The following is a 16,730-nucleotide window of genomic DNA, read 5'->3' as shown; positions in this document are numbered from 1 at the left end:
CAGCTGCTTGCCGGCCTGGCCATCTCGAAAGCGCGGCTCGAAGGCGTAGCTTTCCGGGCTGAGCACGGCGTGGGACTGCTCGGCGTCCTGATCGGCCGGCGGCTGGGTGAAGGACGCCTCCAGCTTCAGGTGCGACTGCTGGAAGTCATAGCTGCGCAGGGCGAGGGCCGAGGGCCGGCTGGCCAGGCGCAGGCCAAAACGCGTGACGGCCGCGGCGGCGGCGCTGGGCAGATAAGGCAGCGGCTGGGCGAGACTGCCGAACACCTGGGCATCGTTGCCGAAGACCAGCACATGGCCGGTATCGCTGTGCCGGAAGTGATAGTGCAGGCCGTCTTCCTCGCACAGGCGCTGGAAGAACTGCAGATCGGTCTCGGCGTACTGCACGCAGTGCTCGCGCGGCGGATAGTCCTCGGGCAGGGCCTGGAAATCGGCGGTGTCGGCGGGAATGCCGTGCTCCTCGAGCAATTGGGCGAGGATCTGCGGCACGGAGCGCTGCTGGAAGATGCGCGAATGGGTGCGCAGGGCCAGGCGGGCCAGGTGCGGCACCAGGGACAGGGAGTAGCGGGTCAGGCGGTTGCCGGTTTCGCCCTGGGCGAGGGACTCGATCAGGCCATGCACGCCGCCCTGGTCTTTGCCGAAGGACAGAAAGGCCGGCTGCAGCAGCAGCGCGTCGAGGTTGATGTCCGCGTCGTCGCTGACCAGCTCGAGGTCGAAGCGGAAGGGCGCACCGATGGCCTCGTGGCCGGAGAAGGCGAGGACCTTGAAGTCGCCGGGGGCGCCGGGAATCGTCAGGGTGAAAACGACAGGCTGGGCGGTGGACATCCGTGACTCCTCACGCGCTGGGCATACGGTTCCGCACGAGCGGAAAGCTGTGGTTCAGACAAACGGCAACGGCCAGGAAGCCTGGCCGTTGTTTAACCTTGAGGACGATTAGACGCTCGGTGCGCGCCAGTCATCGGAGCCGGAAGTGCCGGCCACTTCATGGGTCCAGACGATCTTGCGGTAGGTGAAGTAGACGTCTTCCAGGTGGGTGAAGTGCGTCATGTTCGGGTCCTGGCAGTTGGGCATGCGCGACTGCACGTCGACGATCACCGCATCTTCCAGCTCGATGGTGAAGTAGTGCTCCTGGGTGCCGGTGGCCGAGGTGCGGTACCACTCCAGGCGGCACTTGTTCAGGCGTTCGCCGGAGGTCAGCGCGGCGAAGATCAGCGGCGAGGACTTGTCGAAGACCTTGCTGATCATTAGCGGCTTATGGACGCGCTGGCCGGTCGGTTGGCCGGACTGCGGGTCACGGGGAATGATCACCTGGTGGCTGAAAGCCTGGACCAGGATCTGATCTTCGTGGCCTTCCTGGAAGATGTTGCCGACCGAGTCCTGGGTAAAGGTGCCAGCGGTAATCAGGCCCTGCTTGCTGCCCTCGATGGTCATAAAGGCGGGAGTTGGCATGGTGAAGCTCCTTGTGGAATGGATGGATATGCCCGGAGCGTGTTCATCAAATTACATGCCAGTTTCAGAAAATCCTTTTAATACAACAAGTTGTGATTGGAACGTCTCTTGATTCCAAGATCTAATAATTTCCTTTGAAAATTATGTGCAATAAGTTGCTCGGCGTGCGCAATAAGTTGCTCAGTGGCCTAGGGCCAGTATGCGGGGCGGGTTACAGGTCGATCGAAATCTCCAGACGCTTATTGGGTGCGCAAGATACTGCTCGCTTTCTTCTCAACGGCTGTGTGTGCATCTAAGTGGTCCGTCCTTCACCTGTATGGGTAACCATCTTGTCACTATTCCCTCCTGTGGCTTATCAGCTCCGCCACCCGCCTTACGGCTTCCAACTCGCTGCAGCCATGCTCTTGCATCAGCTCCCAGCGCTCCGCCTTCTCCTCCGCCTCGGTCATCGCCAGGGCAAGGAACAGGCTGGGCGGCACCACGCGGAACAGCGCCTCGAGCTTCTTCGACAGCACCACGCCCTCGGTGAACTTGCCCGGCTCCTTGCTGGCTGACAGCAGCAGGGCTTTCTGCGCGGTCGTCAGCTTGCGGAAGCGCGCGATCTCCTCGATTTCCGCCGGCGGCATGTTCAGGCAGATCCACCACTCGATCATGTTGAGCATGGTCTGCGCCGCGTCCGGAAAGTCCGCGAGGTTCTGCGTGGCCAGCCAGAACCAGGCGCCCAGCTTGCGCCACATCTTGGTGCCCTTGACCACGAACGGGGCGAGCAGCGGGTTGCGGGTGATGATATGGCCCTCGTCGGTGACCATGATGATCGGCCGGCCGAGAAACTGGTCGCGCTCGGCCATGTTGTTCACGGTGTTCATCAGGCTGATGTAGCTGATCGACAGCTGCGCCTCGTAGCCCTCGCGGGCGTAAGTGGCCAGGTCCACCAAGGTGACGTCGGACTCCGGCCAGGGCGTGCCGGGGCGGTCGAACAGTTGCCCCTCGAAGCCCTGACAGAACAGGTCCATGGACTCGGCCATTTCCTGGGCGCGCTCGCGTCTTCGCGCCGGCCACCGCGGATCGGCCGCGCAGGCCTGCAGGGCGGCTCGCACGTCGCGGGTCAGCACCTGGCGTTGTTCGCCGGTGGCCTGTTGCGCGGCCGTCACGATGCACTCGCGGATCAGGCTGCGGTCGGCGCGGGTCAGCCGCGTTTCTTCCTTGGCCTCGCCGCCGGTGATCATCAGCCGGGCGGTGATCTCCAGCTCGCCGAGAATGTCGCGCTGCTCGTCGCGGCCGGGGTTGGGCTCCTCGTCCTCGGCATCGATACCGCTGGCGGCCAGCAGCTCGGGCTGTTCGATCAGCCGGCGGGCATCGGCGAAGGGCGCCAGGCTGACCGCGCTGCCGGGCTTGAGCTGCACGCGGTGCACGCTCAGGCCCAGGGTGGCGAAGTAGTCGGCCTGCAGGCCGAAGCTGTTGCCAGCCTCGACGATGAACAGCCGCGGGCGGTGCACGGCCATGACCTGCATGAGCAGGCTGACCAGGGTGGCCGACTTGCCGGCGCCGGTGGGGCCGAACAGCAGCAGGTGGCCGTTCATGGCGCGGTCCTGCGCGGAGAGCGGGTCGAAGCTCAGCGGCTCGCCGCCCCGGTTGAAGAAGCTGATGCCGGGGTGGCCGGTACCGGTGGCGCGGCCCCACAGCGGCGCCAGGTTGGCCAGGTGCTGGGCGAAGATCAGTCGGGTGTACCAGTCGCGCGGGTCCTGGGCGGGGTGGTAGACCATGGGCAGCCAGCGCAGGTAGCTGTTGCAGGCGGCCACCTCGTCGGCCGGCTGCACCGGTTCCAGGCCGGCGCCGAGCAGCACGTTGGCCAGGGCGGTGGAGCGCTGGCGCAGCTCGGCGTCGTCCGCGCCGCGCAGGTAGAAGGCCAGGGTGCCCCGATACAGTTTGTGCTGGCGGCCGAGGATGGCGCGGGCGGTGTCCACGTCCTCGCGAGTCTGGGTCGAGGTGAGGTTTTCGCCCATGGCCTTGCGTGACAGGCGGGTGAGCTGCGCTTCCAGCACGTCCTGCGGCTTGATCACCAGGGTCAGGCTGAGAATGCAGCCCTCGGGCAGTTGGTCGAACAGCGCGTTGAGGGCATCGCCGCGCGGCAGCTCGCCGCACAGCTGGCCGATGCGCGGCGCCCGGCGCAGGCGATCCACGACTATGACCCGGTGTGGCTGCTGGTCGAAGTACCACAGCCCTTGATCGCTGTCGGCACGCGGTTCGCTGAAGAACAGTCGCTCGGCGAAGGCGTGGTCGAAGGGCAGTTCCAGGGAGCCCTCAGCATCCGCCTCGGGCTGGCACACGCGGCGGTAGAAATCTTGGGCTGGTTCGCCGGTCAGCGTGGGGGCCGGATTGAACCAGGGCAGCAGCCAGGCGTAGAAGGCCCGGCCGTCGAGGCGCCGGCTGGCGACTCCGGCCGCCTGCAGGCCGGCAGTCAGGCGCTCGCAAACGTGGTTGAGCGCCTGTTCCGGCATGTCGCTGTCCTGCGCGCTGCGCCGGTAGATGACCAGGCGCACGCGGCGCTGGCGGCCGCGCCAGGGCAGGTGGGTGACCGTGCGATCCTCGAACAGGCCGCCCGGCCGGCTGATGGCGGTCAGATGGCGTTCGATGAGCGCGAGGTAGGCTGCGCTGAACGCGCTGCCCCGGGCGCGCTCGCGCACGTAGCTGCGCAGGCGCTGCAGGTAGGGTGCGAAGTCGTTGTCGTCCTGACAGAAGAACTGCACCACCCAGGGAGCGCTGTCGCGTTCCTCGAAACTGTCCTGCAGGGCGTCCTCGAGGGCGTCGCGGGCCTGCATCAGCCAGTCGCGTTCGCGGCCCTCGGTGCCGATCGGCTGCAGCTCGTACAGCGCGCCGACCGAACGGTTGTCATCGAGCAGGAAGCACTAGCTGTCCGGCAGGTATTCGACCCAGGGCAGCAGGTCGGTGAAGCTCGGGCCGTGGGCGTAGCTGCGCGCCTCATCGGCCAGGGTGGCGGGGCGGCGCGGCTGGCCCATCAGTAGGCCTCCAGCCGCTCGCCGGGCAGCGCGTAGTGCACCTGGCGGTAGAAGGGAAACACCGTGCTGTAGCCGGGTACGGGCGCCTGCTCGCTGCCGGCCAGATGCGGAAACACATACAGCACCAGGTCGGGATTCGGCAGGCGCGGGAACTGGCTGCGGAGCTCGTTGGCGGCGCTGCGGGTGTAAAGCTGCTGCAGCTCCGCCGGCTCAATGTGTATAGGGCGACGCAGGGCCAGTCGGGCTTCGTGCAGAGTGGTGTGGCCTGAGGTGGCGCCATTCCAGATCGCCTGCATGTCGTGCGCGCCGGGTGGCAGCAGGGTCTGCGCGTCGCCGGCGCAGCCCTGCAGCAGGGCCAGCAGGCTAATCCAGGTCAGGTACGGGCGAAGCGATTTGGGCATGGCGGACTCTCCGGCCGGTGGAGGCGTAGTCGAGGGTAATGTCCCGGTCCAGGTGCACGGCGACCGGCGCGCCGGGAGCGACATAGACGGCGGCGAAGGCCTCGCCGTAGAGCTGGTTGACCCAGCTGCGCAGATCGCCGACGCCGGCGCTGAGGATGCTGTTCAGCGCGTCCTGGCCAGCGGTGTGGGTGACGAGGGCGCCGCCGGCGTTGCCAAGCAGGGTGGTGCCGGACTCGTCGTCGGCGAACAGCGCGGCGACCCCGGCGCCGGCGGCGGTCAGCAGGCTCTGAGTGCCCAGGTACTGCTGGGCGTTGGAACGCCGCTCGCCACCGATGCAGGGAATGCCCTGCGGGTCGGACAGGTAGCCCAGTCCGCCGCGCAGGCGCTGGCCGTTGCCGCCGGCGGCGCCCTGGTTGCGGCTGGTGACGGTTTGCGGCGGCGGCACGCTGCGAATGGTGCCGTCCTCGAACACGAAGGTGATCGACTCGATCTGCCCGCGCACGCAGGACAGTGTCCAGTCGCCGGTGGCCGTGCCGCTGAGCACCGCGCCGGCCACCTCGGGCAGCTCGATGCCGTTGGCGGTCAGGTTGTCGGCGCCGACCAGCACCTTGAAGGGGTAGGGATCTTTGACGGTGCCATCCACCGGCACACGGCCGATCAGCGCGGTCATGGCCACCGAACCGAGCAGGGTGGCGTTTTCCGGCAGAGTGTAGACCGGCTCTGCGGCAACGCTGGCGTCGTGTAGCTCGCGTTCGCCCTGGGTCACGGCGCGCAGCTCGCGCTGGCCGCGCTCGATGGGGTTGGCGGGCAGGGTGAAGCCGCTCGGCAAGGCGGGTGTCGCAGGCGCCCGTGGGACACGGTTCGGGGTGGGAGAAGCGTCGAGGGGCTCGATCCATAGCAGGTCACTTCCGGTGTGGGTGGGGAAGTCCTGGCCGTCTTCGGGACGCAGGCCGAGCCCGATGGGCAGCTCGTTGTCCTGGCCGTGCAGGCTGGCCAACTGGTCCTGCAGGCTCTGCAGCAGGCTGCGTGCTTCCCGGCTGTTTTCTTCGCTCTTGCGCCGGGCTTCCTCGGCCTGGCGGCGCTCGTGCTGAGCGGCTTCGCTCAGCCCACCGAGCGTCGACTGGATGCGCGCGTCGATGCCGCTTTCGCGGGCGCGCAGGCGGAGGTTCTCCTCGCTGAGCGTGGCGTTGCCGCGTTCCAGGGACTGCAGTTCATTGCGCATGGCCTTCACTTGGCCGACCAGGGTGGCCAGGGTGTCATGCGGGGTGTCGCCGGCGATGCCCAGTGCCTGGGCTTCGGCCGCCGTCAGGGCAACGCTTGCATCCAGTGTGGGTGGGCTGGCCGGTGGCGGGGCGCTCATCCAGTGGTTGCCGAGCAGCAACGCCACCCCCAGCAGGACCGCCGGCACCAGCCATTTCAGCAGCACGTTGGCATTCATTCGCGGGCCTCCGGGCGGGGCTGTGGCGGCAGGGCCTGTTCCAGGCTGCCGCCCCGGGTCACCAGGTAGGCCACGCTGGTGTCCTCCGGCGTACCCCGGGCGCCCAGGTATTCGTGCTGAAAGCTAGCGGCATGCAGGTGGGCATTCAGGCGGCGCGGGTCCAGGGTGACAGGCTGATCGCTGCGGTTGCGCAGCAGCACGGCGGTCACCCAGTGATCGGCCAATCGCCAGGCGGCCAGCGGCCGGGCATCGACCGGGTCGCTTGGCAGCAGGTGCTTCAGCGCGGGCGGCAGATTCGGACGCACCGGGCGCACGCCGGGCAGCGGCTCGACGGTGCGCAGCGGCGCGTACAAGTGCTGGGCGGCGTGGCGCACTAGGGCCACGGGTATCGGTGTCGGCGCAGCGGTGGCAGCGGGTTCGGTTGCGGTGGTGGCGCTGGCCTGCACGATGCGCAGCGGCTCCAGCGCCGGGCTGTCGGCGGTGGCGGAAAGGTCGAGCAGGATCAGCTCTCCGGTGTCGGGCAGCTGCAGGTGCAGGCGGCTGCTGGCAAAGGGCGCGCTGGCCAGCAGATACAGAGCGCCGTTGGCGCTCTGCACGCGCAGCTTGCCGGTCAGCGCGGCGGGCAGGCCGACCCGTACCGGCTGGTCGAGGAACACCACCCGCTCCTGGCCGACCGCCAGTGGCACGTCGAGCGGCAGGCGCTGCCAGTGGCGGATCTCCAGCGCCTGGGCAGCGCCACTCAGCACACCCAGGGTCAGGCAGAGCAGGGCGCGGATCATGGCGGGTCTCCCGGCAGCTGGAGTTTTTGCGGCACATCCTGGTAACAGTCCAGGGCCAGGCCCCAGCGGTTGCGCTGCGGGTCGAGGTCATAGCGCACCACGCGCAACGGGTAGCGCACCAGGGCGCGCTTGACCGGTTCGGCAGCCAGGTACTCGTCGGCGTTGAGGTCGAGGTTGACCCGCCAGCTGTTGTGGTCGAGCTGCTGCACGCGCAATTGCGGGTCGTCGCTGTAGCCGCGGCCGAGAATCTCGTGCACGCCACGCACGCGCTGGCGCAGCTCGCCGGCGGACTTGCGGTAGGCGAAGTCGCCGTCCAGAAACGCCTGGCAGGCCGGAGTCAGGTAGGCATTCAATGCCTGGATGGCCGCCGGATAGTCCTTCTCACCATCGGACGGCCAGCGATTCAGCTGACCGAAGATGTACAGCGCGAAGGCATAGATGTTCTCCGGCGGGATGTCCCACCACAGGCGCGTGCTGCCGGCGCGCAGGTCCGGCGGCACATGCACGGTCAGCGCGCGCGGCGCCGCCTGCCAGCCGAACCACAGACCCAGGCAGAGCAGGGTGAGCAGCCCGAGCGCCAGGCGCAGGCTGAGGATATGCGCCTGCTGGGCATCGACGCGGTTGCGAAAGCGGCTCATGGGCGACGCCTCCGATGCAGGCGCCGCGTGCGGCGCACGGTCCAGGGACCGGACTGCACCACCAGCCCGGCGCGGTTGACGCGCCCGCGCCGGGCCAGCCACCACTGCGCGCGACGGTACAGCCAGGTGTCCGGACGACCGCGCTTGGCGCGGCGCAGCAGGGTGCCTGCGCTGAACAGGCTGAGCGCCGCCCCGGCGATGGCCACGGTGGGCACCAGGGCCAGCGCGGAGAACAGGAAGGCCAGTACCACGCCGAGCAGCACGCCTCCCGCCGCGCCAATGCCCAGGGCCAGCCACATCTCGTCGCCGGTCAGGCCGCGCAGTACCACCGGATCGCGATTGAGGCGCTCGGGCAGGAAACGCAGCGTACCGTCCTCCAGGCGCTCGATCTCGTCGCTCATCGGGCGCTCCTTAGAGAATCTCGGCGGCCTGGGTCAGGAACCAGATGATCACCACCACCAGCAGGGCGCCGACGCCGACCACCGCGCCCAGGTCCTTCCAGGTCTTGCGTTGGTTCTGCACGTCCGCGTAGACGGTCAGCGAGTGCCAGGCCACGCCGAGGAAGGCGAGCAGGGCGATCATCAGGCCGAGCAGGATGCCGCCGTCGTAGGCGTAGTTCTTGATGGTCTCCACCAGCCCGCTGCCGGCGCCCCGCGACGGCGGCTCCATGGTCGGCAGATCGGCGAACGACAGACCGGGAGCCAGCAGCAGATACGCGGCCAGCAGGCGCAGGACAAGGCGGTCGTAGAGCTTGCGTTGCACATCAAACGGGGCGGGGCGCATGGGGTGGTTCTCCGTGGGGTCAGGAAAGGATGAAGAACAGCAAGACGAGCCAGGCCAGCAGCACTCGCGCCGCCGAACCACCGAAGGCGCCGAATGACAACGCTCCGGTTGCCCAGCCGCGATAGCCGCTCCACAGCACCCAGGCGCACCACAGCAGGGCCAGGGTGGTGACCAGGGCCAGCCACAGGGTGGCGCTGTCGGCGGGGGCGTAGCCGCTGGCGATTTCGAAGGCGGCAACCTGCGCGGGGCTCATGCTCATGGCTGGGCCTCGGCGGGTGCGCGGCGGTAGTCGCCGCTCAGCTCGGCCGGATCGCGTGGCTGGGCGCGGGAGGGGTGCAGGTAGTCGGTGATGCCCTGGCGCAGGCGTTCGAGGTCGTGGCTGAAGCGGGGGTAATCGAAGGCGTAGCGCTGATGTGGGACTTTCGAGGCGCTGGCTTCGGCTTCGTTGGTCAGAATTTCCACCTGGCGCAGTTGCTCAAGCAGCAGGGCCAGCCGGATGTGTTCGTCAGCGGAGGAGGCCTGCGCCATGGGTGCGCTGGCGACGCTGTGCAGGCCGAACAGTGCGAGGATGAACAGGTTGCGCATGACGATGCCCCGTTGGGTGTGCGGGCATCATTGGCGGGGCGGGACTCGCTGTCAGCCGAAAAACTGAAAGGCAGGGATTCGCTTTATGCGGGGCTTGACCGGCCGACAGGTGGGTTTTCCCAAAACTAGCAAATACTTTTTCTTCGGCGGGTCACGGTTTGCGGCCGCACGCTACAGATGGAGGCCGTCGTGCGGCCCACGCCCCCTGGCTTGCTTTAATTCCTAGCGGTTTATATTCTTTGAAAAAGATGTCCTATTGGTTTTACTTTTCCTATGAAAATAAACCAGCTGCTCGCGGATTGGCCTCCTGGCGTCGTCGCTACTCAAGCCTGGCTGCACCGGCAGGGGGTCGGTAGCAGCCTTGCGCGCAAGTATCAGCAGAGCGGCTGGCTGGAGAAGGTTGGGCACGGCGCCTGGCGGCGCAGTGGCGACCGGATCGACTGGCAGGGGGCGCTCTACGCCTTGCAGCAGGACAGTCCGTTGCGCTTCTGGGCCGGCGCGCAGACCGCTCTGGATCTGCAAGGCTACGACCATTATCTGAGGTTGGGTGGGGAGACGATCAGTCTCTGGGCCGCGCCAGGTGCCACCCTGCCGACCTGGTTCGCTCAGCACGACTGGGGAATGCCGGTCAGTTGTACATCTGCCCCCCTGTTTGCCGATTCGGATACGGCCACATGGCAGGGCTTTCGACCGCCGCATCATGATTTCGAAGTGTGGATTTCCAGCCCGGAACGGGCAGTGCTGGAGTTGATTCACGTGAGTGACGGTGAGGCGCTTTTTAGCTCGGTCGCCGATCTGCTGGCCGGGCTGGCGACGCTCAGCCCCCGGCGTTTGCAGCGCTTGCTGGAGGCTTGTCGCTCGGTCCGGGTCAAGCGGGTATTCCTGCTGCTGGCTCGGCACGCCGGGCATGCCTGGTACGCGCGCCTGGATCTGACTCGCCTCGATCTCGGTAGTGGCAAGCGCCAGCTCATCTCCGGTGGGCACCTGGACAAGCAGTTTCTGATCACCGTACCGGGGTCGTTCGCTAATGCTTCTTGAGGCACGTATCCAGAGCATGAGCGAGGAGAAACGGAGGGAGGCGGTGGCGCGCCTGGAAACGGTAGTTGAACGCCTGCTATATGGCGGGACGTGAGCAACCAAGCCAATCTGGGCGTGGGGTGATCGGGTAAGCCAACCTGGCACGAGGCTGTAGATGATGAGCAGGGCACGGCCGGTATTTATGGATACGCCCAGCAGGCCTAAGCCATAGGTAAAGCGGTGCGCTGGCGAGAGCCAGCGCACCCGCAGCTGCATCACCTCGTGTGGCAAGCGGTGCTGCAATGGATACACCCATTGGCCGTTCGGAAGATGACCCGAGCTGCCTGCACCGCGCTTTGGCAACTGGAGTGGGTGCCCAAACCTAGCCGATTAACCAGCGATGGGAGGTACCGACAGGTAGCGGTATGTACCTCGTGGTCTCCATTGTCCTGGGCGCGAGTGTTCACGCAGTACTGTTGTTCCATGCGTCACCTCCTCAACGAGCCTTATTGCTTTGGGCAACCACCGATGCGGCGAGGGTTTTGGTCGCCTCCGCGTACTTGGGACTTTGCAGGGCTTTACCGGCTTTCGTTTCCATCTCGGCGCTGGTCTGTTTATCAGAAGAGGATTGCGCCAATGCTGATGCAGCAAGGCTTTTTGCAATGGCGGAGCTATTCGGGTTCCGCAGGGTCTCGGATGCCAAGCTGGCGACTTCGGCTGAAGTCTTTTTCGTGTTGGTCATGAACAAAACCTCATCTTGCTGGGTTTGTACCAAGCCTGTGGATGGGCACCAGGCTTAGCGTGCTAGTTGCAATTCAAGCGCAATATGTTGTGCCTAGCATGAAACTTGGTCACAAAATAAAGGCAGTCGGTTGCATGTGCAAGAACGCCGAAGAGGTTTGTCTGCGGATTTTTGTCACAGGTATTTCTTGAACGTCCCCGCCGTGATCGCCACCGCCACGCCGAGCAATCCGGCGCTGGGCAGCAGCACCCACATGGGATGCAGGCTCACTGGCAGCGCCAGGTAGAGCAGCCAGGGCGCGCTGATGGTGGGCAGGATCAGTCGCTTGGCGCGGTGATAGATGAAGCTGCTTTCACGCCCGGCGCCGAACTTGCGCAGGTCGCGGCGGACCAGGCCGTCGACCAGGCCGCTGAGCATGGCGAGGGCGAACAGCGGCAGCGCCAGGGTGAGGATGATCAGCCGCACTGCGAAGGTCAGGGTGACGAACAGACTGGCCAGCACGAAATCTTCGATGAGCAGGTAGAGCTGGGCGAGCAGGCCGGTGAGGTTCCGTTCGTGATGGTTGGCCCGCGCCTGGCTGGCGTAGTCGAGCAGGCCGCTGCGCTCGAACAGCGTGGTGTGCAGCCAGTCGAGGGTAACTCGGGTGCTGGCGTCGGGATCTTGGAGCAGCAGCGAGCGCGGAAACTGCTCGCCCAGCCAGCCGAGTTCGGCGTGCAGCATGGCCTGGCTGTGCTGCCAGCCCTCTTCCGGCCAGAACCACAGCATCCCTGCGTATTCCATCAGCAGCGAGCAGAGTAGCGACACCAACAGCAGGCCGAGGATGCGGCCGGGCAGGCTTAGCAGTTGGCCGAGCAGGGTCTGCCGCTGGGGTGGCTGGACGGTGCTTCCCTGAGCCGCCATTTCAGTCCGCTGACTGCGCGGCGGCCGGCGGTTGCGCTGCGCTGCCGTTGGCGCGCCACCACTGGCCGGCGTTGTCGTTGTAGCTGGCGCGCATCAGCCGGGCGAGCTCCTGCAGGTTCTCCGGCATGGCGTCGTCGGGTGCCGGCTTGGGCAGCGGCATGCGCACCTTCCACAACTGGCCGCCTTCCTGAAAGGAGAACGCCTGGCCCTTGGGCAGGCTGACCAGGTGCGCAGGCTCCAGCAGCGGCACGGCGGTGCTGCTGACCCGGTCCTGGGAGGAGGAGGTGAAGTCGGTGCTGGCGCTCGGGTCGGCGGTGTCGGTGGCGCCGGACACCAGTGTCTTGGTCAGCACGTTGACCCTGGGCAACTGCTGGGTGAGTAGCTCGGCGGTGGCGGTTTCGCGCACGCGCAGCATCTGCAGGGTGTTGAAGTTGCCGATCACCTGGCCGGCCTTGGCGCGGTTGCCGAGGCGTGCCTCAATGTCGCTCAGGGTCTGGGTGTAGGCCGTCACCTGAATGCCCGCGCCGCCGCCCTTGTTGATCAGCGGAATGAACTCGTCGCCCATCAGCTCGTTGAACTCGTCGGCGTGCAGGTTGATCGGCACCGGGCGCTGCGGCTTGTGGCTGGGCGGCAGGCCATGGTCGAGGCCGTGCTTGTAGAGGTGGCCGGCCACCGACACCAGGTCGGCGAACATGGAGTTGCCCACGGCGGCGGCGACTTCGGCGTCGCTCAGCGCGTCCAGGCCGACGTAGACGATGCCGCCTTTGCGGATCACCTGCAGCCAGTCGAAGATCGGCCGCGGATCGTCGAGGTCGCTGTAGTCGGGGGCCAGCAGCTGGGCGGTCTTGCCGGTGGTGAGCTTCTCCAGCAGCGGCAGCAGGCTGGCGACGATCTTGTCGAAGTAGGTGCGGTCGTAGCGCACCGCCGAGCGCAAACCATCCAGCACCGGATCGAACAGACGATGGCTGGCCAGGTACTGCTCGATGGCCACCACGCGCCGCTCGCGGCCCTGCATGTGGCGCGGGATGTTGCGCTCGGTGAGCCGGCTTTCCAGCGCGAGGATCTGCGGCCAGGCCTCGCCGTCCTGACGGGCGAAGAGGTGTTCGGCGTATTCGATGAACAGCGCGTCGATGTTGATCACGTGGCGCTGGATCTGCAGGTAGTCCGGGCGCCGGCCGAGTTCAACCAGGGCGCGGGCGATGATGTTGACGAAGCGCCAGGCGAACTCCCGAAAGGCCGCCGAGTTGCCCTCGGCGCTGAGCTGACTGGCGATGCGCGAGGCGACCTCGGTGACGCGGCTGAAACGGCCGATGGCGTTGTAGCGGCAGGAGATGTCCGGCCAGCCCAGGTGGAAGACGTAGAACTCGCGCTCGCGGCCGGCGCGGCGCGCCTCGACGTACATGCGCTTGAGCAGGTCGGCGTCGCCCTTGGGATCGAAGACGATGCACACCTCGCCCCGGTGAATGTCCTGGGTGATGTACAGCTCGGCCAGACGGGTCTTGCCGACGCGGGTGGTGCCCAGCACCAGGGTGTGACCGACGCGTTCGTTGAGCGGCAGCGTGACGTGGGTTTCGTTTGGCTCCACGCCGTGCAGCAGCGGCGAGCCGCCCACCGGCGGCAGCGGACGCAACGGGTTGAGCGGGCTGTCGCACGCGGTCAGGCGTGTCAGCCAGGACAGCGGCGGCGGGCTGTGCTCCAGACGCTGTTCCAGGACCCGAGCCAGCCGGTGGGGCCAGGGCTGGCGCAGGTAGCGGGCCACCGCCGGTTCCTGCGCCTCGACCAGGCGCTGGGTGTGCACGCGGGTCCAGCGAAAACCCCGACCCATGAACAGCCGCTGGCGACTCAGCGGGATCTGCCGGCTGGTCAGTGCGTAGCGCGGCAGGCGGCGGATATGGCGGCGGTAGCGCAGCACCTGTCCGGCCTGGCGCAGGCGCAACAGGCCGAACAGCGCGAAGCCCGCCGCGCTCCAGTGCCCCAGAGCCGGTGACAGGGCCACCGCCCAAGGGGTCTGCAGACAGAGCAGGGCGGCGCCGGCGCTGACCGCGACGCTGTACAGCTCCACCGCCGGGCGCAGCCGGGACTCCAGCACCTGTTCGGCCATGCCTCACTGTTCCAGGCGGTTACTGCGGATCAGCACCGGGTAGTGGCGCAGGCCCAGACGCTGGCCGATGTCCTCGCCGCTGACCGGCAGGATGGTCAGCCCCGGGCCGGCGGCGCGGATGCGCTGCAGGGCCTGCATATCCGCCACCTGTATCGCCAGGCCGGCGGCGCCGAGCTGGCGTAGCTGTTCGGCGTGGTGCTCGAGCCAGGCCAGTGAGCGCGGATCGTCGCCGACCAGAAACAGCCGGGTCAGCGCCGGCAGCTGCAGAGTGCGGGGCTGCACCTCGCCCGGACTGAGGCTGGGGCTGCTCACCGGCAGCATGGCGCTTTCGTCGTAGCGCAGATTTTCGTGTTGTGGGGCCGGTTGGGCGGCGACCAGGGTGGTGCCGCCGGCCAGGGTCAGCAGCAGGGCGTTGGCGAGGGTGCGGGCGGGGGTCATGGGCGTGCCTCCGTGGCGGGGGGAAGGGGAAATTTCAGGCGGGCCAAGTGACGCGCCACGCCCTGCCGGTAGCGGGCGGCGGGCGCGCCACCGGCGGGGCGGTGGTAGTGCCCGGCGGCCCGCAGCCAGTCGCCGCTGCGCCGGTGCTGCTCGCGCAGCAGCTGGGCGGCAACGCGCAGGTTGCGGATCGGCTGCAGCGCGGCGCAGGGGCTGGCGAAGCGCTGACCGTGGTAGCCCCAGTTGATCTGCGTGAGGCCGATGTCGATGCGTGTCGGCGGGGTGGTGGTCAGCGCCTGATGCAGGGCCCGGCAGGCGGCAGGCTGGTTGGCGAAGCGCTGGGGCCGGCCGGCGACGTTCAGCGTCCAGGGCCAGGGGCGCAGCTGGCCGCGCAGCAGCAGGGCGCTTTCCTGCAGGGCGATGGCGTAGAGGATTTCGGCGGGAATGCCGGCCTGCTCGGCGATCCGCTGGTAGGTCGCCGGCGGCAGCTCCCGCGCCTGGGCGCTGCCGAGCAGGGCCAGCAGGAGCAGGCTCAGTCGAGGCGCTGCCATCGGCCCTCCCGCTGCTGGAAGCTGGCCGGCAGTTGCGCGTCCTGGCCTAGGCGCTGCCAGAGACCCTGGGCGTGATTGAGGGTGATCTGCCGGCGCTGCACGCGCGCGGGCTCGATGCCGGCCTGGCGCGCCCAGTCGCGCAGCAGCTGGTCATCGTTGTGGCTGTCGACCAGATACAGATCGAAGGCGCTGCCGCCGGCCTGCAGCTGGCGGGCCCGTTCGCGGCAGGGGGCGCAGTCACGGCCGACGAACAGGGCCAGGCGATTGACCACCGGGCTGTGCAGCGGCGTCGCGGTACCCTGGATCGGCAGCAGGCTTGGATATAGCCGCTGCCACGCCTCGTCGTAGGCGCGCTGGTAGGCCAGTTCGCGCTCGGCGCGGGCGGCTTCCAGGCGCACCTGCAGTTCGGCGTAGCGTTGACGCTCGGCTTCGTCACGGGCTTCCACGCCCAGTGCGGTGAGCGGATCCAGGTTCGGGCTCCAGTAGCCGCGCGGGCCGCGCTGGATCTCTTCGAAGCGGGTCCATTCCTGCTCGGTCAGACCCCAGGCCTTGGCGGCTTCACTGCCGCTCTGTTGCAGGGTGAGCCGCGTGCTGTCGAGTCGTTGGGTTTCGGCCGGCTCGGCATGCGCGCTGCCGGCCAGCAGGCCCAGCAGTACCAGAAAGATCACGGGCATGCGCAGCACCTCAGGGCAGGGCCAGGGTGTGGTCGGGCTGGCCGGGGGAGGCGAAGACGGCGGCCTGGCGCTCGAGGCGCCGCAGTGTCCAGGCGTCGATGCGGTCCCCAGCGCGCAGCAGACGCACCTCATTGAGGGTCCGGCTGCCGGCTGGCGCTACGGCCAGAAAACGTTCGGCACCGCGCAGCTCAACACCGATCAGCAGCGGCAGCGCGGGCAAGGCTGGTGCGGCACGGACTGGGGCAGGGCGTTGTGGCGGCTTGCGCGCGCTGGCGACGGGTTTGGGCGGCTGCGTGGTGCGGGTTTCCAGCTGCTGGATACGCAGGGACAGGCTGTGCCAGCGCGGGTCTTCAGGCGGGTTCAGCAGGGCCGTCAGTTGAGTCTGTTGGCGGGTTAGGCGCTCATCAAGCTGCGCCTGAGCCTGGTTGAAGGTGGTCAGTTGGTTGACCAGGTCATCCAGCTCGCTCTGAAGCTGTGTCTGGGTGGTTCGCAGGGCATCGAGTTCACTCTGGAGGGTTGGCAGCCGGGTAGCGTCCAGTTGCTGTCGTTGCAGTTCATCCAGGCGCTGCTGGTGATGGAGGAGTCCGCTGCCGATCACCAGCCAGGTGCCCAGGCTCAACAGAGCTGCCGCCCAGTATCGGGTTTTCATGAGCGCTCTCCCGGGGTGGTTTGTGATGTCTGGCGACGCGGGTCGAGTTCGCCGCGGGGGCGGAAACACACTTGGCGTTCGCGGTCATCCACGGTGAGCTGCCAGGCTGGGCCGCCGAGCAGTTGCAGCGCCTGTTTCAAGGGGAGGGGGCCGAGCTGGTAGTGGGCCGCCGGCAGGGCATGCCGGTACAGCGTCGGCCCATCGCTCGGCTCCGCGCAGAGGCTGTAACCGGTGCGTTGCAGCAGATGCCGCAGCGCCTCACCTACGGTCGGGTTCAAGTTGGCGGGGATGCGGATGTCGATGATCTGGGCGAGCAGATCCAGCTGTTCGGGTAGCGGTTCGGTGCTGATCAGGGTGTAGCGTGCGTGGCTGATCCGCTGCGCTGCGTGCGTTTCGGCGATGACGGCGGGGGCGCTGTCCGCTTCCGGGGCCGAGTGAGCGGCGCAACCGGCAAGCAGGCTGAAGACCGAGGCAAGAAGAAGCTGACGAGACATGGACAGGTCTCCTTTGGGGAGGCCTGACGTTGGCAGATCCCGGCGGGCCAGGCATGCGAAAACCTGAAACCCATCGTCTC

19 protein-coding genes and 1 pseudogene are annotated in these 16,730 nt (G+C 67.5%); 1 reads left to right on the top strand and 19 read right to left on the bottom strand.

The genetic code is table 11. The features are described 5' to 3' along the window. From tssI to SF06_RS09380, 11 genes and pseudogenes are all read right to left on the bottom strand, one after another. Nucleotides 1–822, bottom strand: an 822-nt coding sequence (gene tssI / locus SF06_RS09430) for a type VI secretion system tip protein TssI/VgrG (protein WP_039561010.1), incomplete at its 3' end; no start/stop codon positions are given. Between the two features lie 108 nt (nt 823–930). Then, on the bottom strand, nt 931–1,446 hold the full coding sequence (locus SF06_RS09425) for an Hcp family type VI secretion system effector (RefSeq protein WP_039561008.1): 516 nt from the start codon (nt 1,444–1,446) through the stop codon (nt 931–933). Between the two features lie 335 nt (nt 1,447–1,781). Next, a pseudogene (locus SF06_RS09420) lies at nt 1,782–4,463 on the bottom strand (conjugative transfer ATPase). Continuing rightward, entirely contained in the window at nt 4,463–4,864 is a 402-nt protein-coding gene (locus SF06_RS09415; protein ID WP_039561023.1) for a TIGR03751 family conjugal transfer lipoprotein, read from the bottom strand. Before SF06_RS09415 ends, SF06_RS09420 begins: the two are co-directional and overlap by 1 nt. Continuing rightward, nucleotides 4,827–6,302 (bottom strand): TIGR03752 family integrating conjugative element protein, encoded by a 1,476-nt coding sequence (locus tag SF06_RS09410; RefSeq protein ID WP_039561006.1) that lies wholly within the window; start codon nt 6,300–6,302, stop codon nt 4,827–4,829. Before SF06_RS09410 ends, SF06_RS09415 begins: the two co-directional genes overlap by 38 nt. Further along, on the bottom strand, nt 6,299–7,081 hold the full coding sequence (locus SF06_RS09405; RefSeq protein ID WP_039561004.1) for a TIGR03749 family integrating conjugative element protein: 783 nt from the start codon (nt 7,079–7,081) through the stop codon (nt 6,299–6,301). Before SF06_RS09405 ends, SF06_RS09410 begins: the two co-directional genes overlap by 4 nt. After that, on the bottom strand, nt 7,078–7,719 hold the full coding sequence (locus SF06_RS09400; protein WP_039561001.1) for a PFL_4703 family integrating conjugative element protein: 642 nt from the start codon (nt 7,717–7,719) through the stop codon (nt 7,078–7,080). Before SF06_RS09400 ends, SF06_RS09405 begins: the two co-directional genes overlap by 4 nt. After that, nucleotides 7,716–8,120, bottom strand: coding sequence for a TIGR03750 family conjugal transfer protein (locus SF06_RS09395; RefSeq protein WP_039560999.1), 405 nt, complete (start codon nt 8,118–8,120; stop codon nt 7,716–7,718). Before SF06_RS09395 ends, SF06_RS09400 begins: the two co-directional genes overlap by 4 nt. 10 nt (nt 8,121–8,130) lie before the next feature. Further along, complete coding sequence (locus SF06_RS09390) at nt 8,131–8,502, bottom strand: TIGR03745 family integrating conjugative element membrane protein (protein ID WP_039560997.1); 372 nt, start codon at nt 8,500–8,502, stop codon at nt 8,131–8,133. Between the two features lie 19 nt (nt 8,503–8,521). Beyond that, on the bottom strand, nt 8,522–8,761 hold the full coding sequence (locus SF06_RS09385) for a TIGR03758 family integrating conjugative element protein (RefSeq protein ID WP_039560995.1): 240 nt from the start codon (nt 8,759–8,761) through the stop codon (nt 8,522–8,524). After that, complete coding sequence (locus SF06_RS09380) at nt 8,758–9,087, bottom strand: integrative conjugative element protein, RAQPRD family (RefSeq protein ID WP_052199770.1); 330 nt, start codon at nt 9,085–9,087, stop codon at nt 8,758–8,760. The genes SF06_RS09385 and SF06_RS09380 overlap by 4 nt, the downstream gene beginning before the upstream one ends. A 273-nt stretch (nt 9,088–9,360) precedes the next feature. Between SF06_RS09380 and SF06_RS09375 the strand changes: the two genes are divergently transcribed. Further along, the gene (locus SF06_RS09375; protein ID WP_039560993.1) at nt 9,361–10,125 is read left to right on the top strand and encodes a type IV toxin-antitoxin system AbiEi family antitoxin; all 765 of its coding nucleotides are present in this window, start codon (nt 9,361–9,363) and stop codon (nt 10,123–10,125) included. A 475-nt stretch (nt 10,126–10,600) separates the two neighbouring features. Here the strand turns inward: SF06_RS09375 and SF06_RS17985 are convergent, their stop codons facing one another. The 8 genes from SF06_RS17985 to pilL2 form a co-directional block, all read right to left on the bottom strand. Further along, nucleotides 10,601–10,846 (bottom strand): hypothetical protein, encoded by a 246-nt coding sequence (locus tag SF06_RS17985; protein WP_076380952.1) that lies wholly within the window; start codon nt 10,844–10,846, stop codon nt 10,601–10,603. A 174-nt stretch (nt 10,847–11,020) separates the two neighbouring features. Then, nucleotides 11,021–11,746: a TIGR03747 family integrating conjugative element membrane protein gene (locus SF06_RS09365; RefSeq protein WP_039560989.1), complete on the bottom strand. Its 726-nt coding sequence runs from the start codon at nt 11,744–11,746 to the stop codon at nt 11,021–11,023. A 1-nt stretch (nt 11,747) separates the two neighbouring features. After that, nucleotides 11,748–13,847 carry a type IV conjugative transfer system coupling protein TraD gene (gene traD / locus SF06_RS09360; protein ID WP_052199769.1) on the bottom strand — a complete coding sequence of 700 codons (2,100 nt, stop codon included), beginning with the start codon at nt 13,845–13,847 and terminating at the stop codon, nt 11,748–11,750. Between the two features lie 3 nt (nt 13,848–13,850). Further along, nucleotides 13,851–14,285 carry an integrating conjugative element protein gene (locus SF06_RS09355; protein ID WP_052199768.1) on the bottom strand — a complete coding sequence of 145 codons (435 nt, stop codon included), beginning with the start codon at nt 14,283–14,285 and terminating at the stop codon, nt 13,851–13,853. Beyond that, a complete protein-coding gene (locus tag SF06_RS09350) occupies nt 14,282–14,833 on the bottom strand; it encodes a lysozyme family protein (RefSeq protein WP_039560985.1) in 552 nt (183 codons plus the stop codon). The genes SF06_RS09355 and SF06_RS09350 overlap by 4 nt, the downstream gene beginning before the upstream one ends. Then, on the bottom strand, nt 14,815–15,507 hold the full coding sequence (locus SF06_RS09345) for a TIGR03759 family integrating conjugative element protein (RefSeq protein ID WP_081993418.1): 693 nt from the start codon (nt 15,505–15,507) through the stop codon (nt 14,815–14,817). Before SF06_RS09345 ends, SF06_RS09350 begins: the two co-directional genes overlap by 19 nt. Before the next feature lie 10 nt (nt 15,508–15,517). Beyond that, nucleotides 15,518–16,156: a hypothetical protein gene (locus tag SF06_RS17725; RefSeq protein ID WP_052199767.1), complete on the bottom strand. Its 639-nt coding sequence runs from the start codon at nt 16,154–16,156 to the stop codon at nt 15,518–15,520. Then, nucleotides 16,153–16,650 carry a PFGI-1 class ICE element type IV pilus protein PilL2 gene (gene pilL2 / locus SF06_RS09335; RefSeq protein WP_052199766.1) on the bottom strand — a complete coding sequence of 166 codons (498 nt, stop codon included), beginning with the start codon at nt 16,648–16,650 and terminating at the stop codon, nt 16,153–16,155. Before pilL2 ends, SF06_RS17725 begins: the two co-directional genes overlap by 4 nt. Nucleotides 16,651–16,730: the final 80 nt, after the last annotated feature.

The sequence above is a fragment of the Pseudomonas flexibilis genome (assembly GCF_000802425.1).
Classification (GTDB): domain Bacteria; phylum Pseudomonadota; class Gammaproteobacteria; order Pseudomonadales; family Pseudomonadaceae; genus Serpens; species Serpens flexibilis.
This window is presented reverse-complemented; position numbering and strand designations above follow the sequence as displayed.